The 15,858-nt window shown below is 64.3% G+C and carries 15 protein-coding genes; 12 read left to right on the forward strand and 3 right to left on the reverse strand.

Annotated elements, in window-relative coordinates; genetic code table 11:
- Positions 1-105: 105 nt before the first annotated feature.
- Positions 106-1,080, reverse strand: a complete 975-nt coding sequence (locus tag XI02_RS06725) for a 3-hydroxyacyl-CoA dehydrogenase NAD-binding domain-containing protein (protein ID WP_172648765.1) — start codon at positions 1,078-1,080, stop codon at positions 106-108.
- A gap of 21 nt (positions 1,081-1,101) precedes the next feature.
- The gene (locus XI02_RS06730; protein WP_172648764.1) at positions 1,102-1,860 is read right to left on the reverse strand and encodes an acetoacetate decarboxylase; all 759 of its coding nucleotides are present in this window, start codon (positions 1,858-1,860) and stop codon (positions 1,102-1,104) included.
- 305 nt (positions 1,861-2,165) lie between these two features.
- Here XI02_RS06730 and XI02_RS06735 point away from each other — a divergent pair, with 305 nt between their 5' ends.
- The 12 genes from XI02_RS06735 to XI02_RS06790 all read left to right on the forward strand — a co-directional run bounded on the left by XI02_RS06735 (position 2,166) and on the right by XI02_RS06790 (position 14,375).
- Positions 2,166-3,188, forward strand: a complete 1,023-nt coding sequence (locus tag XI02_RS06735; RefSeq protein ID WP_244980807.1) for an AraC family transcriptional regulator — start codon at positions 2,166-2,168, stop codon at positions 3,186-3,188.
- Positions 3,189-3,496: 308 nt separating this feature from the next.
- Positions 3,497-4,579, forward strand: coding sequence for an AraC family transcriptional regulator (locus XI02_RS06740; RefSeq protein WP_244980806.1), 1,083 nt, complete (start codon positions 3,497-3,499; stop codon positions 4,577-4,579).
- Positions 4,580-4,761: 182 nt separating this feature from the next.
- A complete protein-coding gene (locus XI02_RS06745; RefSeq protein WP_172648762.1) occupies positions 4,762-5,571 on the forward strand; it encodes a triacylglycerol lipase in 810 nt (269 codons plus the stop codon).
- Between the two features lie 60 nt (positions 5,572-5,631).
- On the forward strand, positions 5,632-6,072 hold the full coding sequence (gene phaP, locus XI02_RS06750; protein WP_244980805.1) for a phasin family protein: 441 nt from the start codon (positions 5,632-5,634) through the stop codon (positions 6,070-6,072).
- A 38-nt stretch (positions 6,073-6,110) separates the two neighbouring features.
- Positions 6,111-6,878 (forward strand): SDR family oxidoreductase, encoded by a 768-nt coding sequence (locus tag XI02_RS06755; protein WP_172648761.1) that lies wholly within the window; start codon positions 6,111-6,113, stop codon positions 6,876-6,878.
- A gap of 29 nt (positions 6,879-6,907) precedes the next feature.
- Positions 6,908-8,617, forward strand: coding sequence for a long-chain fatty acid--CoA ligase (locus XI02_RS06760; protein ID WP_172648760.1), 1,710 nt, complete (start codon positions 6,908-6,910; stop codon positions 8,615-8,617).
- Positions 8,618-8,753: 136 nt separating this feature from the next.
- Complete coding sequence (locus tag XI02_RS06765; protein ID WP_172648759.1) at positions 8,754-10,301, forward strand: wax ester/triacylglycerol synthase family O-acyltransferase; 1,548 nt, start codon at positions 8,754-8,756, stop codon at positions 10,299-10,301.
- Between the two features lie 98 nt (positions 10,302-10,399).
- A complete protein-coding gene (locus XI02_RS06770) occupies positions 10,400-11,734 on the forward strand; it encodes an MFS transporter (protein ID WP_194483377.1) in 1,335 nt (444 codons plus the stop codon).
- 94 nt (positions 11,735-11,828) lie between these two features.
- Positions 11,829-12,425, forward strand: coding sequence for an adenylate kinase (locus tag XI02_RS06775; RefSeq protein ID WP_172648758.1), 597 nt, complete (start codon positions 11,829-11,831; stop codon positions 12,423-12,425).
- Positions 12,425-12,742 carry a hypothetical protein gene (locus XI02_RS06780; protein WP_209944024.1) on the forward strand — a complete coding sequence of 106 codons (318 nt, stop codon included), beginning with the start codon at positions 12,425-12,427 and terminating at the stop codon, positions 12,740-12,742. Before XI02_RS06775 ends, XI02_RS06780 begins: the two co-directional genes overlap by 1 nt.
- Positions 12,733-13,530 carry an SDR family oxidoreductase gene (locus XI02_RS06785; protein WP_172648756.1) on the forward strand — a complete coding sequence of 266 codons (798 nt, stop codon included), beginning with the start codon at positions 12,733-12,735 and terminating at the stop codon, positions 13,528-13,530. The genes XI02_RS06780 and XI02_RS06785 overlap by 10 nt, the downstream gene beginning before the upstream one ends.
- Positions 13,531-13,598: 68 nt before the next feature.
- Positions 13,599-14,375 (forward strand): triacylglycerol lipase, encoded by a 777-nt coding sequence (locus XI02_RS06790; RefSeq protein WP_172648755.1) that lies wholly within the window; start codon positions 13,599-13,601, stop codon positions 14,373-14,375.
- 21 nt (positions 14,376-14,396) lie between these two features.
- Here XI02_RS06790 and XI02_RS06795 read toward each other — a convergent pair whose 3' ends face one another.
- Positions 14,397-15,254: a LysR family transcriptional regulator gene (locus tag XI02_RS06795; RefSeq protein WP_244980804.1), complete on the reverse strand. Its 858-nt coding sequence runs from the start codon at positions 15,252-15,254 to the stop codon at positions 14,397-14,399.
- Between the last annotated feature and the right edge of the window lie 604 nt (positions 15,255-15,858).

The raw sequence follows: 15,858 nt of genomic DNA on the forward strand, positions 1-15,858 counted from the left end.
GCTTGATGCCCGGGATCAGCTGTTGTCCGTCGGCCAGATTGGCCTATTCCGAAACGTGGCGGTCGCCTCTGTCTGCGAATGCGCGCAGGCCTGCGGGTGAGCCGGTCATGTCCCGTTCCTGCCGTTGCGTGCCGCCAGCACGTGCAGCAGCGCCACCTGCGTGTCGTCGCGTTCGCGCTCCATCCGCGGGATCGGCGTCTTGCCGAAAGATGCCGCGGCCTGGTCGATGATCTTGCGCTGCAGCGCCTCGTCGAGATCGACCTGCGGAATCACTTTGAACGACGCGGCCATGTTCTTGCCGAGGTGCTGGAAGAACGATTCCAGCCCGTTCGGTCCACCACCCATGTGGAACGAGCTGAACGGCCCGTTCACCGCCCAGCGCAACCCGATCGAGCTGGTGACGACGTCGTCCAGCTCGTCGACCGTGACGACGCCTTCCTGCACGAGATAGCAGGCCTCGCGCATGATCGCGCGCTGCAGCCGGTTGGCGACGAAGCCCTGGATTTCCTTCTTGAGCACGCGCGGCACCTTGCCGAGCGCCTCGTAGAACGCCACGGCGTCGGCGGTGGCCTCTGGATCGGTGCGCTCGCCGGGAACGATTTCGACGAGCGGGATCAGATGCGGCGGGTTGAAGGGATGGCCGATCAGCAGCCGGCTTGCATCCTTCATCTCTTTCGCCTGTTCGGTGGCTGGCCGCGCCGAGCTCGACGACAGCAGCAATGCATGTTTCGGCACCGTTGCCTCGATTCGTGCCCAGAGCTGCTGCTTCCACTCGGGCTTCTCCGGCCCGTTCTCCTGCACCAGGTCGGCGCCGGCGACGGCGCGCGCGAGGTCCGGCTCGAAGCGCAGGTTGCGCTCCAATCCCTCATGCGGCAGGCCGAGCTTCAGCAATGTCGGCCCGATCTTGATCAGGGCGTCCTTGACCGTGGCCTCGATGCCGGGCTGCGGATCGTTGATCACGACATTGAGCCCGTGTGCGAGAAACAGCGCCGCCCAGGAGGAGCCGATGACACCGGCTCCGATGACGCACACATTGCGATAGCGGTTGAGCGCCGCGGCGCGATCTGCGGATGATGGCATGGCTTCCTCCGACGTGCCCGCTTATCGTGGCTGATCGAGATAGTTGTGGCAGCGCTTGGCGCGGGACAGCGTCAAGTCGGTCATGATGTGGCTGCACGCGACGATCTCGCGCACCGGAAAATCGGCCATCGGGGCCAATGCGTGGGCGAACAGCTCCAGCCGGGCCGGGCCGGTCCAGGCGCCCTTGACGGTGATGTCGGTGATCTCGGAGCGCAGCAGTTCGCAGATGCGCGGCTCGCCCGCCGGCTTCGGACTGTCATAGGTCCACAGGATCTTCAGCATGAAGGTCGGTACGCAGATCTCGGCCTTTGCCTTTTCGAGGTCCAGCGCGCGGTGCTTGTAACCCATCGTCGCGGTGGCCACGCGCAAGGTGCCGTAGTCCATGGTGCCGACCAGGGTGTCGGAATCGACATAGAGCTTCGGCTTGCCGATCACCTTGGGATAGCCGCTGATCTCGCGCCCCGATGCCAGCGCCGGCAGGTTGTCGAGGTACATCGCGTGAAGGTACTCGCCCTTCTCGTCGCCATAGCACACCTGGACGGCCTGGCCGCATTCGGTGTAGTCGCCGAGACCGGAGGTGTCGGGCATCCGCATGATCTCCCAGCGAACCAGCGGATCATCAATCTCCAGCGGCTCGGGAACGACTGCGCGCAACGCCTCGATGTCGGTGCGATACAGGATGTTGAGGTATTCGCGGTTGTTGAAGCGGAACGGTCCGCGGGGAAATGCCGGGGCACCGATCGGTGTCGTCAGCTGCTTGAGAACGTCTTCCCGTCGCATCCGCTCCTCCCTTGTTAGTGCTTGCCGTGGTCCGTACGGGCCTCCGGCTGCGTGCCGGTTGTCGAGCAAGGCATCGCGAGCCTAGCGATCTCGGCAAACGGAGAAAGGTGCGATTGGACCGCCGACCGGGTGACTTCCGGACGCGGGTTGCGGCGCGCGCCGTGCGCGGATACGCGATTATTGCGTGCGTACGGGGGCTTACGTTCGACCGATCCTCAATCGTGGAGCAGGAATGCGCGGAATGCCAGGAACATGCGGTTGCAATGACTAGGCAAGAGTCGCACCTACGCCAATCGCCGAGTCGAATGCTCCCCGGCTTCGCGCAGCGAATATTCCCGCCGCATTCGATCGCAGCCATCGCGGCCGAGCTTCGTGAGCAGGGCATTGATCCATCTGAGGTTCTGGAGGGCACCGGGCTCGTCATCGGCCAGCTCGAATCCCATACGACCCGTATATCGTATCGGCAGCTTGACACGGTGATCCGCAACGCGCTGCGGCTGGCAGGCGACCCGGCCATCGCGCTGCGCTCGGGAGCGCGAATGCATGTCACCGCCTATGGCATGTACGGGTACGCGCTGCTGAGCAGTGCAACGCACGCGGAGGCGCGCGACTTCGCTGCGCGTTATATCCGCGTGGTGGGGCCGTTCTGCGATTTCGACCTCTCATACGATCGCGAGACGGTTGTGGCGACGTTCCAGCCGATGCACTGGCCGAATCCGACCGAGAGTGTGCATCGCTTCGCGGTCGAGTTCGCACTGGCCGCGCATCTGACGACGATTCGCGACCGCTCGGGGCAGGGCTTCGGCTTCTCGCGCGTGCTGCTCGACTATACGCCGCCGCCGTCCGCCGCGGCGTATCGTGATCTCTTCGGGTGCCCGGTTTTGTTCAATCAGCATCATTGTGGATACGAATACATACGCAGTGACGGCCCACGGGCGCTGGCGAATCCGCGAACCCACGCCATGGCGCGGGAGATGTGCGAGGAGATTCTCGGCGAGGTGAACCGCGCCGGTGGCGTTGCCGCCGATATCCGCCGGATACTGATCGAGCAGCCGGGCCGTTATCCAAGCATCGAGGCGATCGCCGAACAGCTCGATATCTATCCCCGCGCGCTGCGGCGCAGGCTCGAGGCGGAGGGAACCTCATATCGCAGCCTGCTTTCCGAGGTGCGCATGCGGCTCGCGATCGAGTATCTGCGCAAGACGCGCATGACCAATGAGGAGATCGCAAGCCGCCTCGGCTACAGCGATGCGGCCAACTTCCGCCACGCCTTCTCGCGCTGGACCGGCAGGAATCCATCTGAATTTCGCGGCGAGGAGGGTCTTTGACCCCGATATATCGAAGGGAGCTTCGCCGGCTCTGTCCGGAGTTCACCGCCAAATTGGTTCAATCGAACCTTTTGTGCGACCGAAGCGCGCGTAAGCTCGGCATCGTGGTTGCGCTCGCGATCGCGTTCTCCCAACCTGGACCGCCCTCCCTCGGCGGTCTTTCTTTTGGCCGGTCTTGTCCGGAACTCACCTGCAAACGCGACCAATCGAACCTTCCGCTGCCCGGTCCGGCTGACTAGCCTCGCTTCAGCTTGCGGGCACCGGATTGCGGGACCCGAAGCAGGCGCGGAAGGCGGACGAGGACGCTCGTGTATTACCCGTCACCAAATCTCCTGCAGTGTCTCTATTCGCCGCAACGGATCGCGGCGGTGGTGCACGTCCTGGCCGAGGAGGGGATCTCAGCGTCGCGCGCGCTCGGCGCGACCAATTTGAGGCGTGCCGACCTCAGGGATTCGTCGGTACGTGTCTCCTACCGGCAGGTCGAGACGGTATTTCGCAATGCGATGCGGCTGTCACGGAATCCGGCGATCGCGTTTCGCGCCGGAGGGCGAATGCATGTCATGGCTTACGGCATGTACGGCTATGCCATGCTGAGCAGCCCGACGCGGGCCGGAGTCATCGACTTTGCAGCCAATTATGGTCGGATCCTCGGAACGGTCGCCGACATCGACTTCACCCGCAAGGGCGATACGGTGAGCTGCCTGCTCGAGCCGTTGCTTTCGCGCGATCCGGCCGATGACGTCTATCGGTTCGCGCTCGAGTTCGCCTTTGCGACCTATCAGACGCTGAGCCGCGACGTTTATGGCAACTCGTTCCGCTTCTCGAAGCTGAGCGCCGCCTATGCGTCGCCGCCGCACGCCGGGACCTACGACCGCATCTTCCAGTGTCCGGTCGAGTTCGGCCAGCGCAGGAACGCGCTGGAATTCGACACGGCCTGGATCGACCGTCCGGCGGTCTGCCCCGACGAGATGACCAGAGCGATGGCCGGCCGAATCTATGATCAGCTTCTCGATCCTGTCGCGCGGGACGACGGTCTTGCTGCGGGCATCCGGCGACGGCTCGTCGAGCATCCCGGCCGCTTCCCGAGTATCGAAGCGATGGCGGCGGAGCTTGCAATCCATCCACGGACCTTCCGCCGCAGGCTGCAGCTGCAGCGGAAAACCTACCGGCAGATCGTCTCCGAGGTCCGCATGCAGCTCGCGGTCGGTTATCTGCGCAACACGCAAATGACCAATGACGAGATCGCCGCGCGGCTTGACTACAGCGACGCGGCGAACTTTCGCCACGCCTTTGTTCGCTGGACCGGCAAAAGCCCGTCGGACTTCCGCGACGGCCGGGCGCCAGGCATCGCAGCAGGCGCGCAAAATTCATTGGCGGATGTCCCAAACTAACCGGTCAAGCGGGCCAATTGCACCTTTTACGGGTCTGACCTGCTCGATAGCGTTTTGAGATCAAGAAGATGCGCGGTTGCGCGATCGGTGTCTGCATGGCGCCGCTCGCGGCGCCGGGCAGTAATCATAAAATGTCGGGTCGCGCGGGACACGCCGCGTGATCCGGGAGGGGACATTCTGACATGAATACGGTCGTCGACCGCTCTGCGCCGCCGTCGCAATTGCTGCTCGCGCTCGAGGTGCGCGGGATCTGGGAGCTGCAGGCATTTTTCGCAAGCTATCCGTTGCTTCGCCGCGCGCCGCGCGGGGACGGACATCCGGTCCTCGTCTTGCCGGGGCTCTCCGCCAGCGATATCTCGACGCGACCGTTGCGCGCCTACCTGAAGGCGCAAGGCTATGCGGTCCACGGCTGGAAGCTCGGACCCAATCGCGGACCGCGTCCCGGCGTCGAGGCTGCCATGGACGCAAGGCTGGCCGAGCTCGCCGAGCGATACGGTCGCAAGGTCAGCCTGATCGGCTGGAGCCTCGGCGGTGTGTTTGCGCGCGAGATTGCACGGCGCGCGCCCGATCTGGTCCGCCAGGTGATCACGCTCGGCAGCCCGTTCGCCAATGAGCCGAAGGCAAGCAATGCCTGGCGTCTCTACGAGATCCTGAGCGAGCGCCAGGTCGACGACTGGCCCGACAGGGACATCATGAAGTTGCCGCCGCCGGTACCGAGCACGGCGATCTACTCACGCACCGATGGGATCGTCTCGTGGTGGGGGTGCCGCGAGCAGCATGCCGAGCGGACACAGAACATCGAGGTCGAAGGCAGTCATTGCGGGCTCGGGCACAATCCGGCCGTGCTCTATGCGATCGCGGACCGCCTCGCGCTCGGGGAGGATGAATGGTCGCCATTCGACCGCAGCGGTCTTCGCGGCATGGTGTACCCGGATCCGGATCGAGCCGATGACAGCACCGCCCTGTTCCGGCCGCGCTGGGCGGCCGCCTGACGCGCAGTCCACGGGACGGCGTTTCGCCGCCGCCAGCCAAGTACCGCAAGGAGGACGTCGATGGGGACCGATGACAGGCAATCCGACACAGCCGGCACGGGAGCGATGCCGTGGCTCGGGGACCTGAAGAAAATGGCCGAAAAGTTCACGCTGCCGGGGTTCGATATTGCTGCCCTGGTCGAGTGGCAGCGCAAGGACATGGAGGCGTTGGTCGAGGCCAACAGACAGGCCTACGAAGGCGTCCAGGCGCTGGTCAGCCGGCGCAACGAGATCCTGCAAGAGACGCTCGCGCAGTGGCAGGCGGCGATGCAGGGCTTCGCAAGCGGTGAAGCTATGACGAAGCAGACGGAGACTGCCAGGCAGCAGGTCGAGAAGGCGGTCGCGGATTTCCGCGAGCTGTCGCAGCTGGAAGCGCAGGCGCGCAACAACGCCTGGAAGGTCATGCAGGACCGCATGCAGGAGAACTTCGCGAACCTTCAGAAGCTGTTGCAGCCGAAATAGCGCTGCGCGTATGAGGCGTAAACCATCGGGGGAAAGCCATGAGTCTGGCCAAGTTGCAGGACTTGACGGGGCGCGTTGCGCTCGTCACGGGCGGATCGCGAGGTCTCGGTCTTCAGATCGCCGAGGTGCTGGGCGAACTCGGCGCCAAGGTCGCGATCACCGCGCGAAAGCGGGATGAGCTTGATGCCGCGGCTGCTCACCTCAAGGGGCTTGGCATCGAGGCGCTTCCGGTGGTGTGCGATATGGGCAGGCTGGAGACAATCCCGCCGATGATCGAGCAGGTCGTGGCCGCGCTGGGCCCGATCGACATCCTCGTCAACAATGCCGGTACGTCCTGGGGCGCCGCCACGATCGAGCATACGCTCGACGGCTGGAACAAGGTGATCAACCTGAATGTGACCGCGATCTTCGTCGCCACCCAGGAGGTCGGCCGGCGCTGCATGGTGCCGCGGCGGAGCGGAAAGGTGATCAACATCGCCTCGATCCAGGGCCTCACCGGCTGCTATCCGGAAGGCACCCCGACGCTGGCCTACAACGCGAGCAAGGGCGCGGTCGTCAACCTGACCCGCACGCTTGCCAATGAATGGGCGCCGCTCGGCATCAACGTCAACGCGATCGCGCCGGGTTATTTCCCGACCAAGATGACCGCAGAGCTCGACCAGAGCGCGACCGCGCATATGGCGCCGATGAATCGCGAGGGTGGCCCCGAGGACCTCAAGGGCGTCGCCGCGCTGCTCGCCTCCGATGCCTGTGCATTCATCACCGGCCAGACCATTGCGGTCGATGGCGGCGTGACCGCCGTCTGATCCGCAAGACCATAGAAGGGAGAGATCTCATGAACGATATGCCCTGGATCCGATCCTATCCCGACGGCGTGCGTTGGGACGTCGAGATAGCTCCCGGACCAGTGCAGAAGATATTGGGCGACGCCGTTGCCAAATGGCCGGATCGTCCCGCGATCGATTTCATGGGCAAGCGGATCACCTATGCCGAGCTCGGGCGGCTCACCGATCGTGTGGCCAAGGGCCTGCAGCTCCTCGGCGTCAAGCCGGGCGTCCATATCGGCCTCTATCTGCCCAACACGCCGCACTACATAATCTCGTTTTTCGGCATCCTCAAGGCAGGCGGCACGGCGGTGAACTATTCGCCGCTGGACGCTGCCAAGGTGCTCGAACACAAGATCGAGGACAGCAAGACCGATATCCTGATCACGCTCGACATGGTTTCGCTCTATCCGCAGATGGCGGCGATGCTGGGCAAGACCAGATTGAAGAAGCTGGTGGTCGGCTCGCTCGGCGAGATCACGGCCGACCCCGACACCGTCGTCAACCAGATGAAGGCGGCCAAGCAGCTGAGCGACGTCGCCTGGGACGATCATCACATCAGCTTCGTTCAGCTGACGCACAATGATGGTGTCTACCAGGCCTATCCGATCGATAATCCGCGCGAGACCATCGCCGTGCTGCAATACACCGGCGGGACGACGGGGCTGCCGAAGGGGGCGATGCTCACCCACGCCAATCTGACCAGCGCGTGCCAGCAGTACCGGGCGACGACGGCCGGCTCGCCGCCGGTGCTGGTTGACGGGCAGGAGCGCTTCCTGGCCGTGTTGCCGCCGTTCCACATCTATGCGCTTTCTGTGAATGTGCTGTTCGGCGTCCTGATGGGCGCGGAAATCATCCAGCATGTCCGCTTCGATCCGAAGGCCGCGCTGGAGGAAATCTCGACCAAGTCGGTCAGCGTCTTCTGCGGGGTGCCAACCATGTTCACCGCGCTGATCAACCATCCGGAGACGCCGAAGCATAGCTTGCGCGCGCTGAAATATTGCGGATCCGGCGGCGCGCCGTTGCCGCTCGAGGTGGCGCAGCAATTCGCCTCGATCACCGGCTGCAATTTGAGCGAAGGCTGGGGCATGACCGAGACCTCGCCGAGCGGCACCTACACGCCGGCGCAGCACGGCGCCATGCGCAAGGCCGGCTCCTGCGGCATGCCGATGCCCGGAATCGTCATCAAGTTCCTCAATGTCGACGACAGCAGCAGCTATGTGCCGCTCGGCGAACGCGGCGAGATCTGCATCAAGGGCCCGAACGTGATGAAGGGCTACTGGAACAAACCGGACGCGACGGCCGAGGTGACTACCGCAGACGGCTACATGCGCACGGGCGACGTCGGCTACATGGACGAGGACGGCTTCATCTTCATCGTGGACCGCACCAAGGACATGCTGCTGTGCAGCGGCTACAACGTGTATCCGCGCGTGCTCGAAGAGGCGATCTACAAATATCCGGCGGTCGAGGAGGTCGCCGTGATCGGCATCCGCGACGAGTATCGCGGCCAGTCGCCGAAGGCCTTCATCAAGCTGAAGGCGGATGCCAAGCCGTTCAAGCTGGAAGAGCTGCAGGCGTTCCTGAAGGACAAGCTCGGCAAGCACGAGATGGTGCAGGCGCTCGAAATCCGCGCCGAACTGCCGAAGACCGCAGTCGGAAAGCTATCGAAGAAGGAGCTGTACGACGAGGAGGAGCGCGCGGCCCGGGCGCAGGCCTGAGATCGCCTGCGCGAACCGGATCGGCAGCGGCGGACGGGTGTCGCGCCTGGCTGCAATGCAATGACCGCGACGAGCCAGATATCGGCACGCGGTCATCAAGACGGCGATCGCCGTCACAACGTCAAGGGAGGGAAGAATGGATCAACTCAGCAGCATGGATGCATCGTTCCTGCATCTCGAAACGCCGGAGACGCCGATGCATGTCGGCAGTCTGATGATCTTCGATCTCCCCGAGGGCTATCAGGGCGACTACTACGAGGATGTCAAGGAAATGCTCGGCAAGCGTCTCCATCTCTCGGCATTGCTGAACCGCAAACTGGCGCAGATGCCGTTCCAGCTCGCCGAACCGGTCTGGATCGAGGACGATGATATCGAGCTCGATTATCACGTGCGGACCGTCACCTTGCGGCGGCCAGGCAGCATGGCGCAGCTCGAGCAACTGGTCGCGCGGCTGCATGCCTCGCTGCTCGATCGCAGCCGTCCGCTGTGGGAGATGTATGTCGTCGATGGCCTCGAGAACGGCCAGGTCGCGTTCTACACCAAGGCGCATCACAGCGGGGTCGACGGCAAGGCCGGTGTGGAGCTCGCCAAGGTGCTCTATGATGTCTCGCCCAAGATGCGCGAGGTGCCGCCGCCACGGCGCAAGCGCGCCACCGCGCAATACCAGCTCGGCGTGACCGAGCTGTTGCAGGCGGCGGCCAACAATGCGGCCCAGCAATACCGCAAGCTCGCGGAGCTGCTGCCGACGGCGGCCAAGGCGCTCGGCACCGCCGCCACCGTGATGGCCAGCCAGCGCTCGCAGAAGGGGGAGCGCTCGCTCAGCCTTGGACTGGCTCCGAAGACGGTGTTCAACGATTCCATCACCAACCAGCGCTCCTACAGCACGATGTCGCTGCCGCTCGCCGACATCAAGGTCCTGGGCAAACGTGTCGGCGGCACCGTCAACACCATCGTCATGGCGATGTGCAGCATCGCGCTGCAACGCTTCCTCGCCGAGCGGGGCCTGCTGCCCAAGGAAGCCTTGATCGCGATGGTGCCGGTCAGCCTGCGTGCCGAAGGCGACAAGGCGATGAACAACCAGGTCTCGGCGGTACGCGTCGACCTGGCGACCGATATCGATGACCTGCCGACCCGGTTCAAGGCGATCCACGCGTCATCCGAGGCGGCCAAGGCGGTCGTGCGCGAGCTCAAGCCGGTGCTCGGCGTCGATGTGCCGATCACCGGTTCGCCGTGGTTGATGACCGGGCTCGCCTCGCTGCTTGGCCGCTCCAACCTCGCCAGCCGCATGCCGGCAGCGGGCAACGTGCTGATCTCCAATGTGCCGGGACCGGGGCAGCACCTCTACATGGCCGGCGCACGGATGATGCACTATTTCCCGGTCTCGATCCCCTATCACGGCAGCGCGCTGAACATCACGGTGCACAGCTATGCGGGACTGCTTGAGTTCGGTCTGACCGCATGCCGGCGCGTGCTCTCGCAGGACGAGTCCTACGAGATGATCGAGCACCTGCGCGCCGCCCTGCGCGAGATCGAGGCTCTGCCGTCGGTCGAGGCCGAGATCGTCGAGCTGCAACCTGCGGCTCAAGCGAAGGCGCCATCCGCGACCGCGGCGTCGGTGACGGTCATCCAGACCGACGAGGTGCCGCCGGCCGCCGCAAACGACAAGGCGAGCCGGGCCAGCTAGGCGCCGAGACCTTCAACGCTTCACATCGCCGGAGCCGGGACGCCACCGCGGTCTCCCGCCCGGCGCCGGAATCAAAAGAACATTTGGAGGAAACCAGGATGCACCCACCTGCCGCAAAGGGATCCCTGTCGGTACTGGAAAGTCCGGCGCATAAATCCCTGTTCTCGAAGATCGATTGGCGCCTGATCCCGCTTCTGCTGATCGCCTACATGATCGCCTATCTCGATCGCATCAATATCGGCTACGCGCAGCTGCAGATGAAGCAGACGCTGCCGTTCGACGACGCGGTCTACGGTCTCGGCGCAGGCATCTTCTTCGTCGGATATTTTCTGTTCGAGGTGCCGAGCAACCTGCTGCTGGAGAGGATCGGCGCGCGCAAGACCTTGCTGCGCATCATGGTGCTGTGGGGGCTCGCGGCATCCGCCATGATGTTCGTGTCGACACCGTTCCAGTTCTATGTCGTCCGGTTCTTGCTCGGCGTGTTCGAGGCCGGCTTCTTTCCTGGCGTAATCCTGTACTTCACCTATTGGTATCCGTCGGCGCGGCGCGGGCAGGTGATCGCCACCTTCATGTCGGCGACAACGATCGTGTCCGTGATCGCCGGTCCCTTGTGCGGCTCGATCCTGAAGTATTTCGACGGTGCCGGCGGCCTTCATGGCTGGCAGTGGCTGTTCCTCGTCCAGGGGCTGCCGGCGCTGATACTCGGCATCCTGGTTTACGTCCTGCTCGAGGACAAGCCCGCGCAGGCCGCGTGGCTCTCGAAGGACGAGAAGGCCCTGCTCGAGGACACCTTCCAGCACGATGAGAAGGACATCGAGAGGGAGCCCTCGGGAACGTTCGGGCAGATGCTCAAGGACCCCAAGGTCTATGTGTTGTCGTTCGTCTATCTGCTGCTGCTCGGCGCGACCTACACGATGGTGTTCTGGATGCCGACCCTGATCCAGAGCTGGGGCGTCAAGGATTTGTTCCTTGTCGGCGTTTATGCCGCGATCCCGAATGCCGCCGGCGTCATCGGCATGATCCTGATCGGCCGTCACTCCGACAAGTGGCACGAGCGCCGCTGGCACTATGCCGCCTGCGTCGCGATCGCCGCGTTCGGCCTGTTCGTCACGACGATGCTGCAGGGCAACCTCGTCGGATCAATCCTTGCGCTGTCCTTTGCGGTGATCGGTATTGCGTCGGCGACGCCGCTGTTCTTCGCGCTGACCAGTGAATACCTCTCCACCGGTGCCGCCGCCGGCGGGCTTGCGCTGATCAGCAGCCTTGGAAACCTAGGCCCGGCCATCAGCCCCTCGATCAACGGCCTGATCGTGCGGAGCACCGGCGACAACATCTACAGCATGTACTTCGTGATGGCGCTCTACGTGCTGTCGGGATTGCTGTTGCTGCTGTCGATGCGGCCTGCGCCCAGTGCGCGCCTGGCGATGGCGTGAGGACGAAACGAGCGGCCCGGCCCGCACGGAGCCGGGTCGCTCGACGCTCCGCGGGAATGCTGCCGGTGATCGAGCGAATATTGGGACACATGCGATGAGGATCGTTCTGCTGGGGCCGCCTGGCGCGGGCAAGGGAACGCAGGCGAAGCGCCTGGTCGAGGAGTACGACATACCGCACCTTTCGACCGGCGACATGCTGCGTGCTGCGGTTGACGCGGACACCAATATCGGACGGAAAGTCAAGGATACCATGGTGAGGGGTGGGCTCGTTCCCGATCAGCTCGTGATCGCCGCGATGATCGAACGCATCTCGCAAGCCGATGCCAAGCATGGCTTTGTACTCGACGGCTTCCCGCGGACGATGGCACAGGCGGTTGGCCTCGACGATCTGCTCGATACCGAGGGTCTTGCGATCGACCATGTCGTCGAGCTCAAGGCCGACGAGACGGTGTTGCTGGACCGGATCGAGACGCGGGCCCGCGAGGCGAGAGCGCAAGGTGGCGCGGTGCGCGCCGACGACAATCACGAAACGCTCAAGCTGCGGATCGACGCCTATAACGAGCAAACCGCGCCGCTGGTTGACTACTATCGATCGCGGAACATCCTTCGAACCGTCGACGGGCTGCAGCCGGTCGATGCCGTCGCCTTCGACGTCGTCAAGGCGATCGGCCAAGATCGGTCGGTGATATGATGCCGGCCACGCCAAGTCGCGATCCGAGATCCCGACTGTCCGGCTATCCCGACCGGATCGAGGTACTTGAGCCGTTGCGCAAGTCGCTTGGCGAAGTGAAGGAGACGGCCGACCAGTTCGAGCAGGCTCAGCTGTTGTTGCGGGCGATCGAACGGTTCTCGCGCAGATATGCTGCCGACCGGAACTGCGCCGGTGCACCTGCCGAGCTGGCGCGGCGCGACGAACGTCGCCTGGCGCGGCGGCGGCTTGTCGCACGCGCCGTCCGTGGATTGCGCAGAACCGTTCTGGCAGCGAAGGGAGGCGCCTCATGTCGGTGAGCGGAAATGAAGGTCAATGCGCGCTGGTGACCGGAGCATCGGGTGGCATTGGGCTCGAGCTCGCGCGCGTGCTTGCGGCCAATCGCTTCAGCCTCGTGCTGCTGGCGCGCAGCCGCGATAAGCTGCAGGAGCTCGCGCGCGAGCTCAAGTCCAGTCGTGGCACCAAGGTGACCATCGTGGCCGCCGATCTGAGCGAGCCTGCGGCGCCCCAGGCGGTGTTCGATTCACTGATGGAAGCCGGCATGCGGGTCGACCTGCTGGTGAACAATGCCGGTCTCTTGCTCGAAGGACGCGTCGGCACAATCGGCCTCGACGATCAGTTGCGGCTGCTGCAGGTCAATGTCGTGGCCATGACGGCATTGACCCGTCTGTTCCTCGCGCCGATGCTCGAGCGCAACAGTGGACGGATCCTGAACGTTGCGTCGGTCGCGGCATTCATGCCGGTGCCGAATCTTGCGGTCTATGCCGCGTCAAAGGCCTATGTGCTGTCGTTCGGCGAGGCGTTGTCGCAGGAGTTGAGCGGCAGCAAGATCACGCTGACGACGTTGTGTCCCGGCGTGACGGACACCGGAATGGTCCAGGGCACCAATCTCGGCAACATGCCGAGCATGATGATCATGGATGCGAAGACCGTCGCACAGGAGGGCTACCGCGCCTGCATGGCAGGCAAGCCGGTGCATGTCGCAGGGCTTGCCAACGAGCTGGCGGTCCAATGGATCAAGTATCAGCCGAGTTGGCTGCTGCGGGCCATCGGCGGTGTGTTCGGAAAGGCCGCACCGCCGAACTGACGTCTCGTGCTCGCCGGCAATGCACGGCTGCACGGGCCATTCTTGACCATCAACAACGGACGCTACTCATGGGACGTGACGAGCAGACCGTCGAACCACCCTCGCTCGCGCTGCTTGCCGCGGAAGGGCGCGGCTTTCTCGACATCCCGGCGCTGCTTGCCGTGGCGGCGCCGCTTCTGGCGACCGCTCCGCGGGGGCAGCGCCATCCGGTGATGGTTTTGCCCGGGTTGGGCGCCGATGACCGGTCGACCTTGGCCATCCGCTCGTTCCTCGAGTTCCTCGGCTATCAGGTTCATGGATGGGGCCGCGGCCGCAATGTGCGCGCGCCGGATGCTGACCTCGCCGCCGTGGTGGCGCGAGTCCTCGAACTCGAAAAGCAGGGCGGCTCGAAGGTCAGCTTGGTCGGCTGGAGCCGTGGCGGCATCATTGCGCGCGAGGTTGCCCGACAAATCCCCGCGGCGGTGCGGATGGTCATCACGCTCGGCAGTCCTTTCGCGGCGCCGGGGGCGAGCAATGTCCGCGCGATCTGGCGGCTTCTGACCGGCCAGAAATACCAGCCGCCCACCGCCGAACGGATCAGCCGCCTCGCGCAACCGATTCCTGTGCCGTCGACATCGATCTATACCCGCACCGATGGCGTGGTGGCGTGGCGCGCCTGCCTGGAGCAGGAGGGCGGAGAGCGCGAGAACGTCGAAGTGAACACGACGCATTTAGGGCTTGGCTTTCACGCGCCTGCGCTGTGGGTGATTGCCGATCGCCTCGCACAGCCGGCGGGCAGCTGGAAGCCGTTTCGTCCGCCTGCGCAAGTCGCGATATGGTTTCCAGCAACGCTTCGCCGCGATTGAGGTCGTAAGGGCCGCCTCAGTCTACCGCGCCCCGCTTCCCGGTGATCGCATCTCGGTGACCATCATCCGCAGCAGCTGCATCGCGGCGGGCGGCAGCGTGCGTCCCTGACGGGAGACCACGTGGGTGCGGCCCCGATGCAGCAGCGCATTCTTCATCGGCAGCGCCACCACCTTGGCGGCATCGGCCTCCGTCATCGCAAGGCGCGATGCCAGCGCATAGCCAAGTCCGGCGGTCACGTAATGGGCGAGCGCATCGAACGAGGCGGTGGTGAACGCGAAATTGAGGCGGACGCCTTCGCTGATCTCGGCGGCCTGGACATGCTGGCGCAGGCCGAAATTCGGATGCATCGCGGCGCCGGGGTAGGGCGCGAGGTCGGCGAGCCTGAGCGGCCGGCCCAGCTGGGTCAGCGGGTGCCCGCGCGGTACGATAGCCTTGATCGGGTGCGGCTGCGAATGATGCGAGCGCAGCCGATCGTCGCGAGGCGGATTGAACAGGACGCCGATATGCGCGCGTTCTCCCACGATTTGCTGGACGATCTCGTCGGTACTGCCGATGTCGAGGCTGATCGTGATCTTCGGGTGGCTTTGCATGAAGCGGCACAGGCTGTTCTTGGCCAGCCAGTCGACATAACCTTCGCCCGTCACGAGATCGATATGACCCGACTCGACTTTGCGAATGCTGTCTATCTGCGCAAGCAGCGCCTGTCGTTCGCCCTGCTGGCGCTGCAGGTAGGCGGCCAGCAGTTGGCCGGCGTCGGTCGGCGCGACGCCGCGGCCCCGTCGTTCGAGCAGGCGCGCGCCACATTCCTTCTCGAGCAGGCCTAGCGCCCGGCTGACCGCAGAGGCGTCCATGCCGAGCGCGCCGGCGGCGCCGCGCACGGAGCCGCTATTGAGCACTTCCATGAAATAGTGCAGTCGGCGCGGCTCCAGCTTCGCATTCATCGGCATGGTCCTGATCGTTGCAAACAGAGCAACGAATATTCAATGGCATGGCCATCTATGCAAGTGCGTGAATGTGGGCGCGCGACAACGGATCAGCGTCGGAAATCGTATTCGCGATCCGGGATTGGCCGGCTCGCTCGCGCCCGCAGGTTTCGGCGAACTTCAAGGCGATCCTGCCGTGGCGGACCGTTGAGCCTTGGCGGTTTGGCATGGCGTCGAGACAGGATCGTCTGGATCTTTTCCCAGACGCTTCCAGCCTTCGGAACAGCGAAAACTCGAAGATTCGAACGTGTCGCGTGAAGTCCTGCCAAGATTTCCGACGTGACCGGCGGCCGCCCCTCCCTCGTCGAACCAGGATCGTCTCTTCAAGTCCGTTGCATAAGCAATGTGTCGCTTGGCGCAGTATCTGTCCGGACTTCGTCGGCAGATCAGCCGCTTGCTCCAATCTGGCGGAACATCTCATGTCGCGCAATCGTGCCTTGACTCACTGAGTGCGGCGAGCAGGGTGCTCCACGCAAAGGTGATAGAAAAGTTGTCCATA

This window comes from Bradyrhizobium sp. CCBAU 21365 (genome assembly GCF_015291305.1).
Taxonomy (GTDB): Bacteria; Pseudomonadota; Alphaproteobacteria; order Rhizobiales; family Xanthobacteraceae; genus Bradyrhizobium; species Bradyrhizobium elkanii.

Excerpts from the sequence above, each read along its gene's own strand:
- XI02_RS06775 (WP_172648758.1), top strand. The coding sequence starts at position 11,829 with ATGAGGATCGTTCTGCTGGGGCCGCCTGGCGCGGGCAAGGGAACGCAG.
- XI02_RS06755 (WP_172648761.1), top strand. The coding sequence starts at position 6,111 with ATGAGTCTGGCCAAGTTGCAGGACTTGACGGGGCGCGTTGCGCTCGTC.
- phaP (WP_244980805.1), top strand. The coding sequence starts at position 5,632 with ATGGGGACCGATGACAGGCAATCCGACACAGCCGGCACGGGAGCGATG.
- XI02_RS06765 (WP_172648759.1), top strand. The coding sequence starts at position 8,754 with ATGGATCAACTCAGCAGCATGGATGCATCGTTCCTGCATCTCGAAACG.
- XI02_RS06760 (WP_172648760.1), top strand. The coding sequence starts at position 6,908 with ATGAACGATATGCCCTGGATCCGATCCTATCCCGACGGCGTGCGTTGG.
- XI02_RS06745 (WP_172648762.1), top strand. The coding sequence starts at position 4,762 with ATGAATACGGTCGTCGACCGCTCTGCGCCGCCGTCGCAATTGCTGCTC.
- XI02_RS06770 (WP_194483377.1), top strand. The coding sequence starts at position 10,400 with ATGCACCCACCTGCCGCAAAGGGATCCCTGTCGGTACTGGAAAGTCCG.
- XI02_RS06785 (WP_172648756.1), top strand. The coding sequence starts at position 12,733 with ATGTCGGTGAGCGGAAATGAAGGTCAATGCGCGCTGGTGACCGGAGCA.
- XI02_RS06790 (WP_172648755.1), top strand. The coding sequence starts at position 13,599 with ATGGGACGTGACGAGCAGACCGTCGAACCACCCTCGCTCGCGCTGCTT.
- XI02_RS06725 (WP_172648765.1), bottom strand. The coding sequence starts at position 1,080 with ATGCCATCATCCGCAGATCGCGCCGCGGCGCTCAACCGCTATCGCAAT.
- XI02_RS06735 (WP_244980807.1), top strand. The coding sequence starts at position 2,166 with ATGCTCCCCGGCTTCGCGCAGCGAATATTCCCGCCGCATTCGATCGCA.
- XI02_RS06780 (WP_209944024.1), top strand. The coding sequence starts at position 12,425 with ATGCCGGCCACGCCAAGTCGCGATCCGAGATCCCGACTGTCCGGCTAT.
- XI02_RS06730 (WP_172648764.1), bottom strand. The coding sequence starts at position 1,860 with ATGCGACGGGAAGACGTTCTCAAGCAGCTGACGACACCGATCGGTGCC.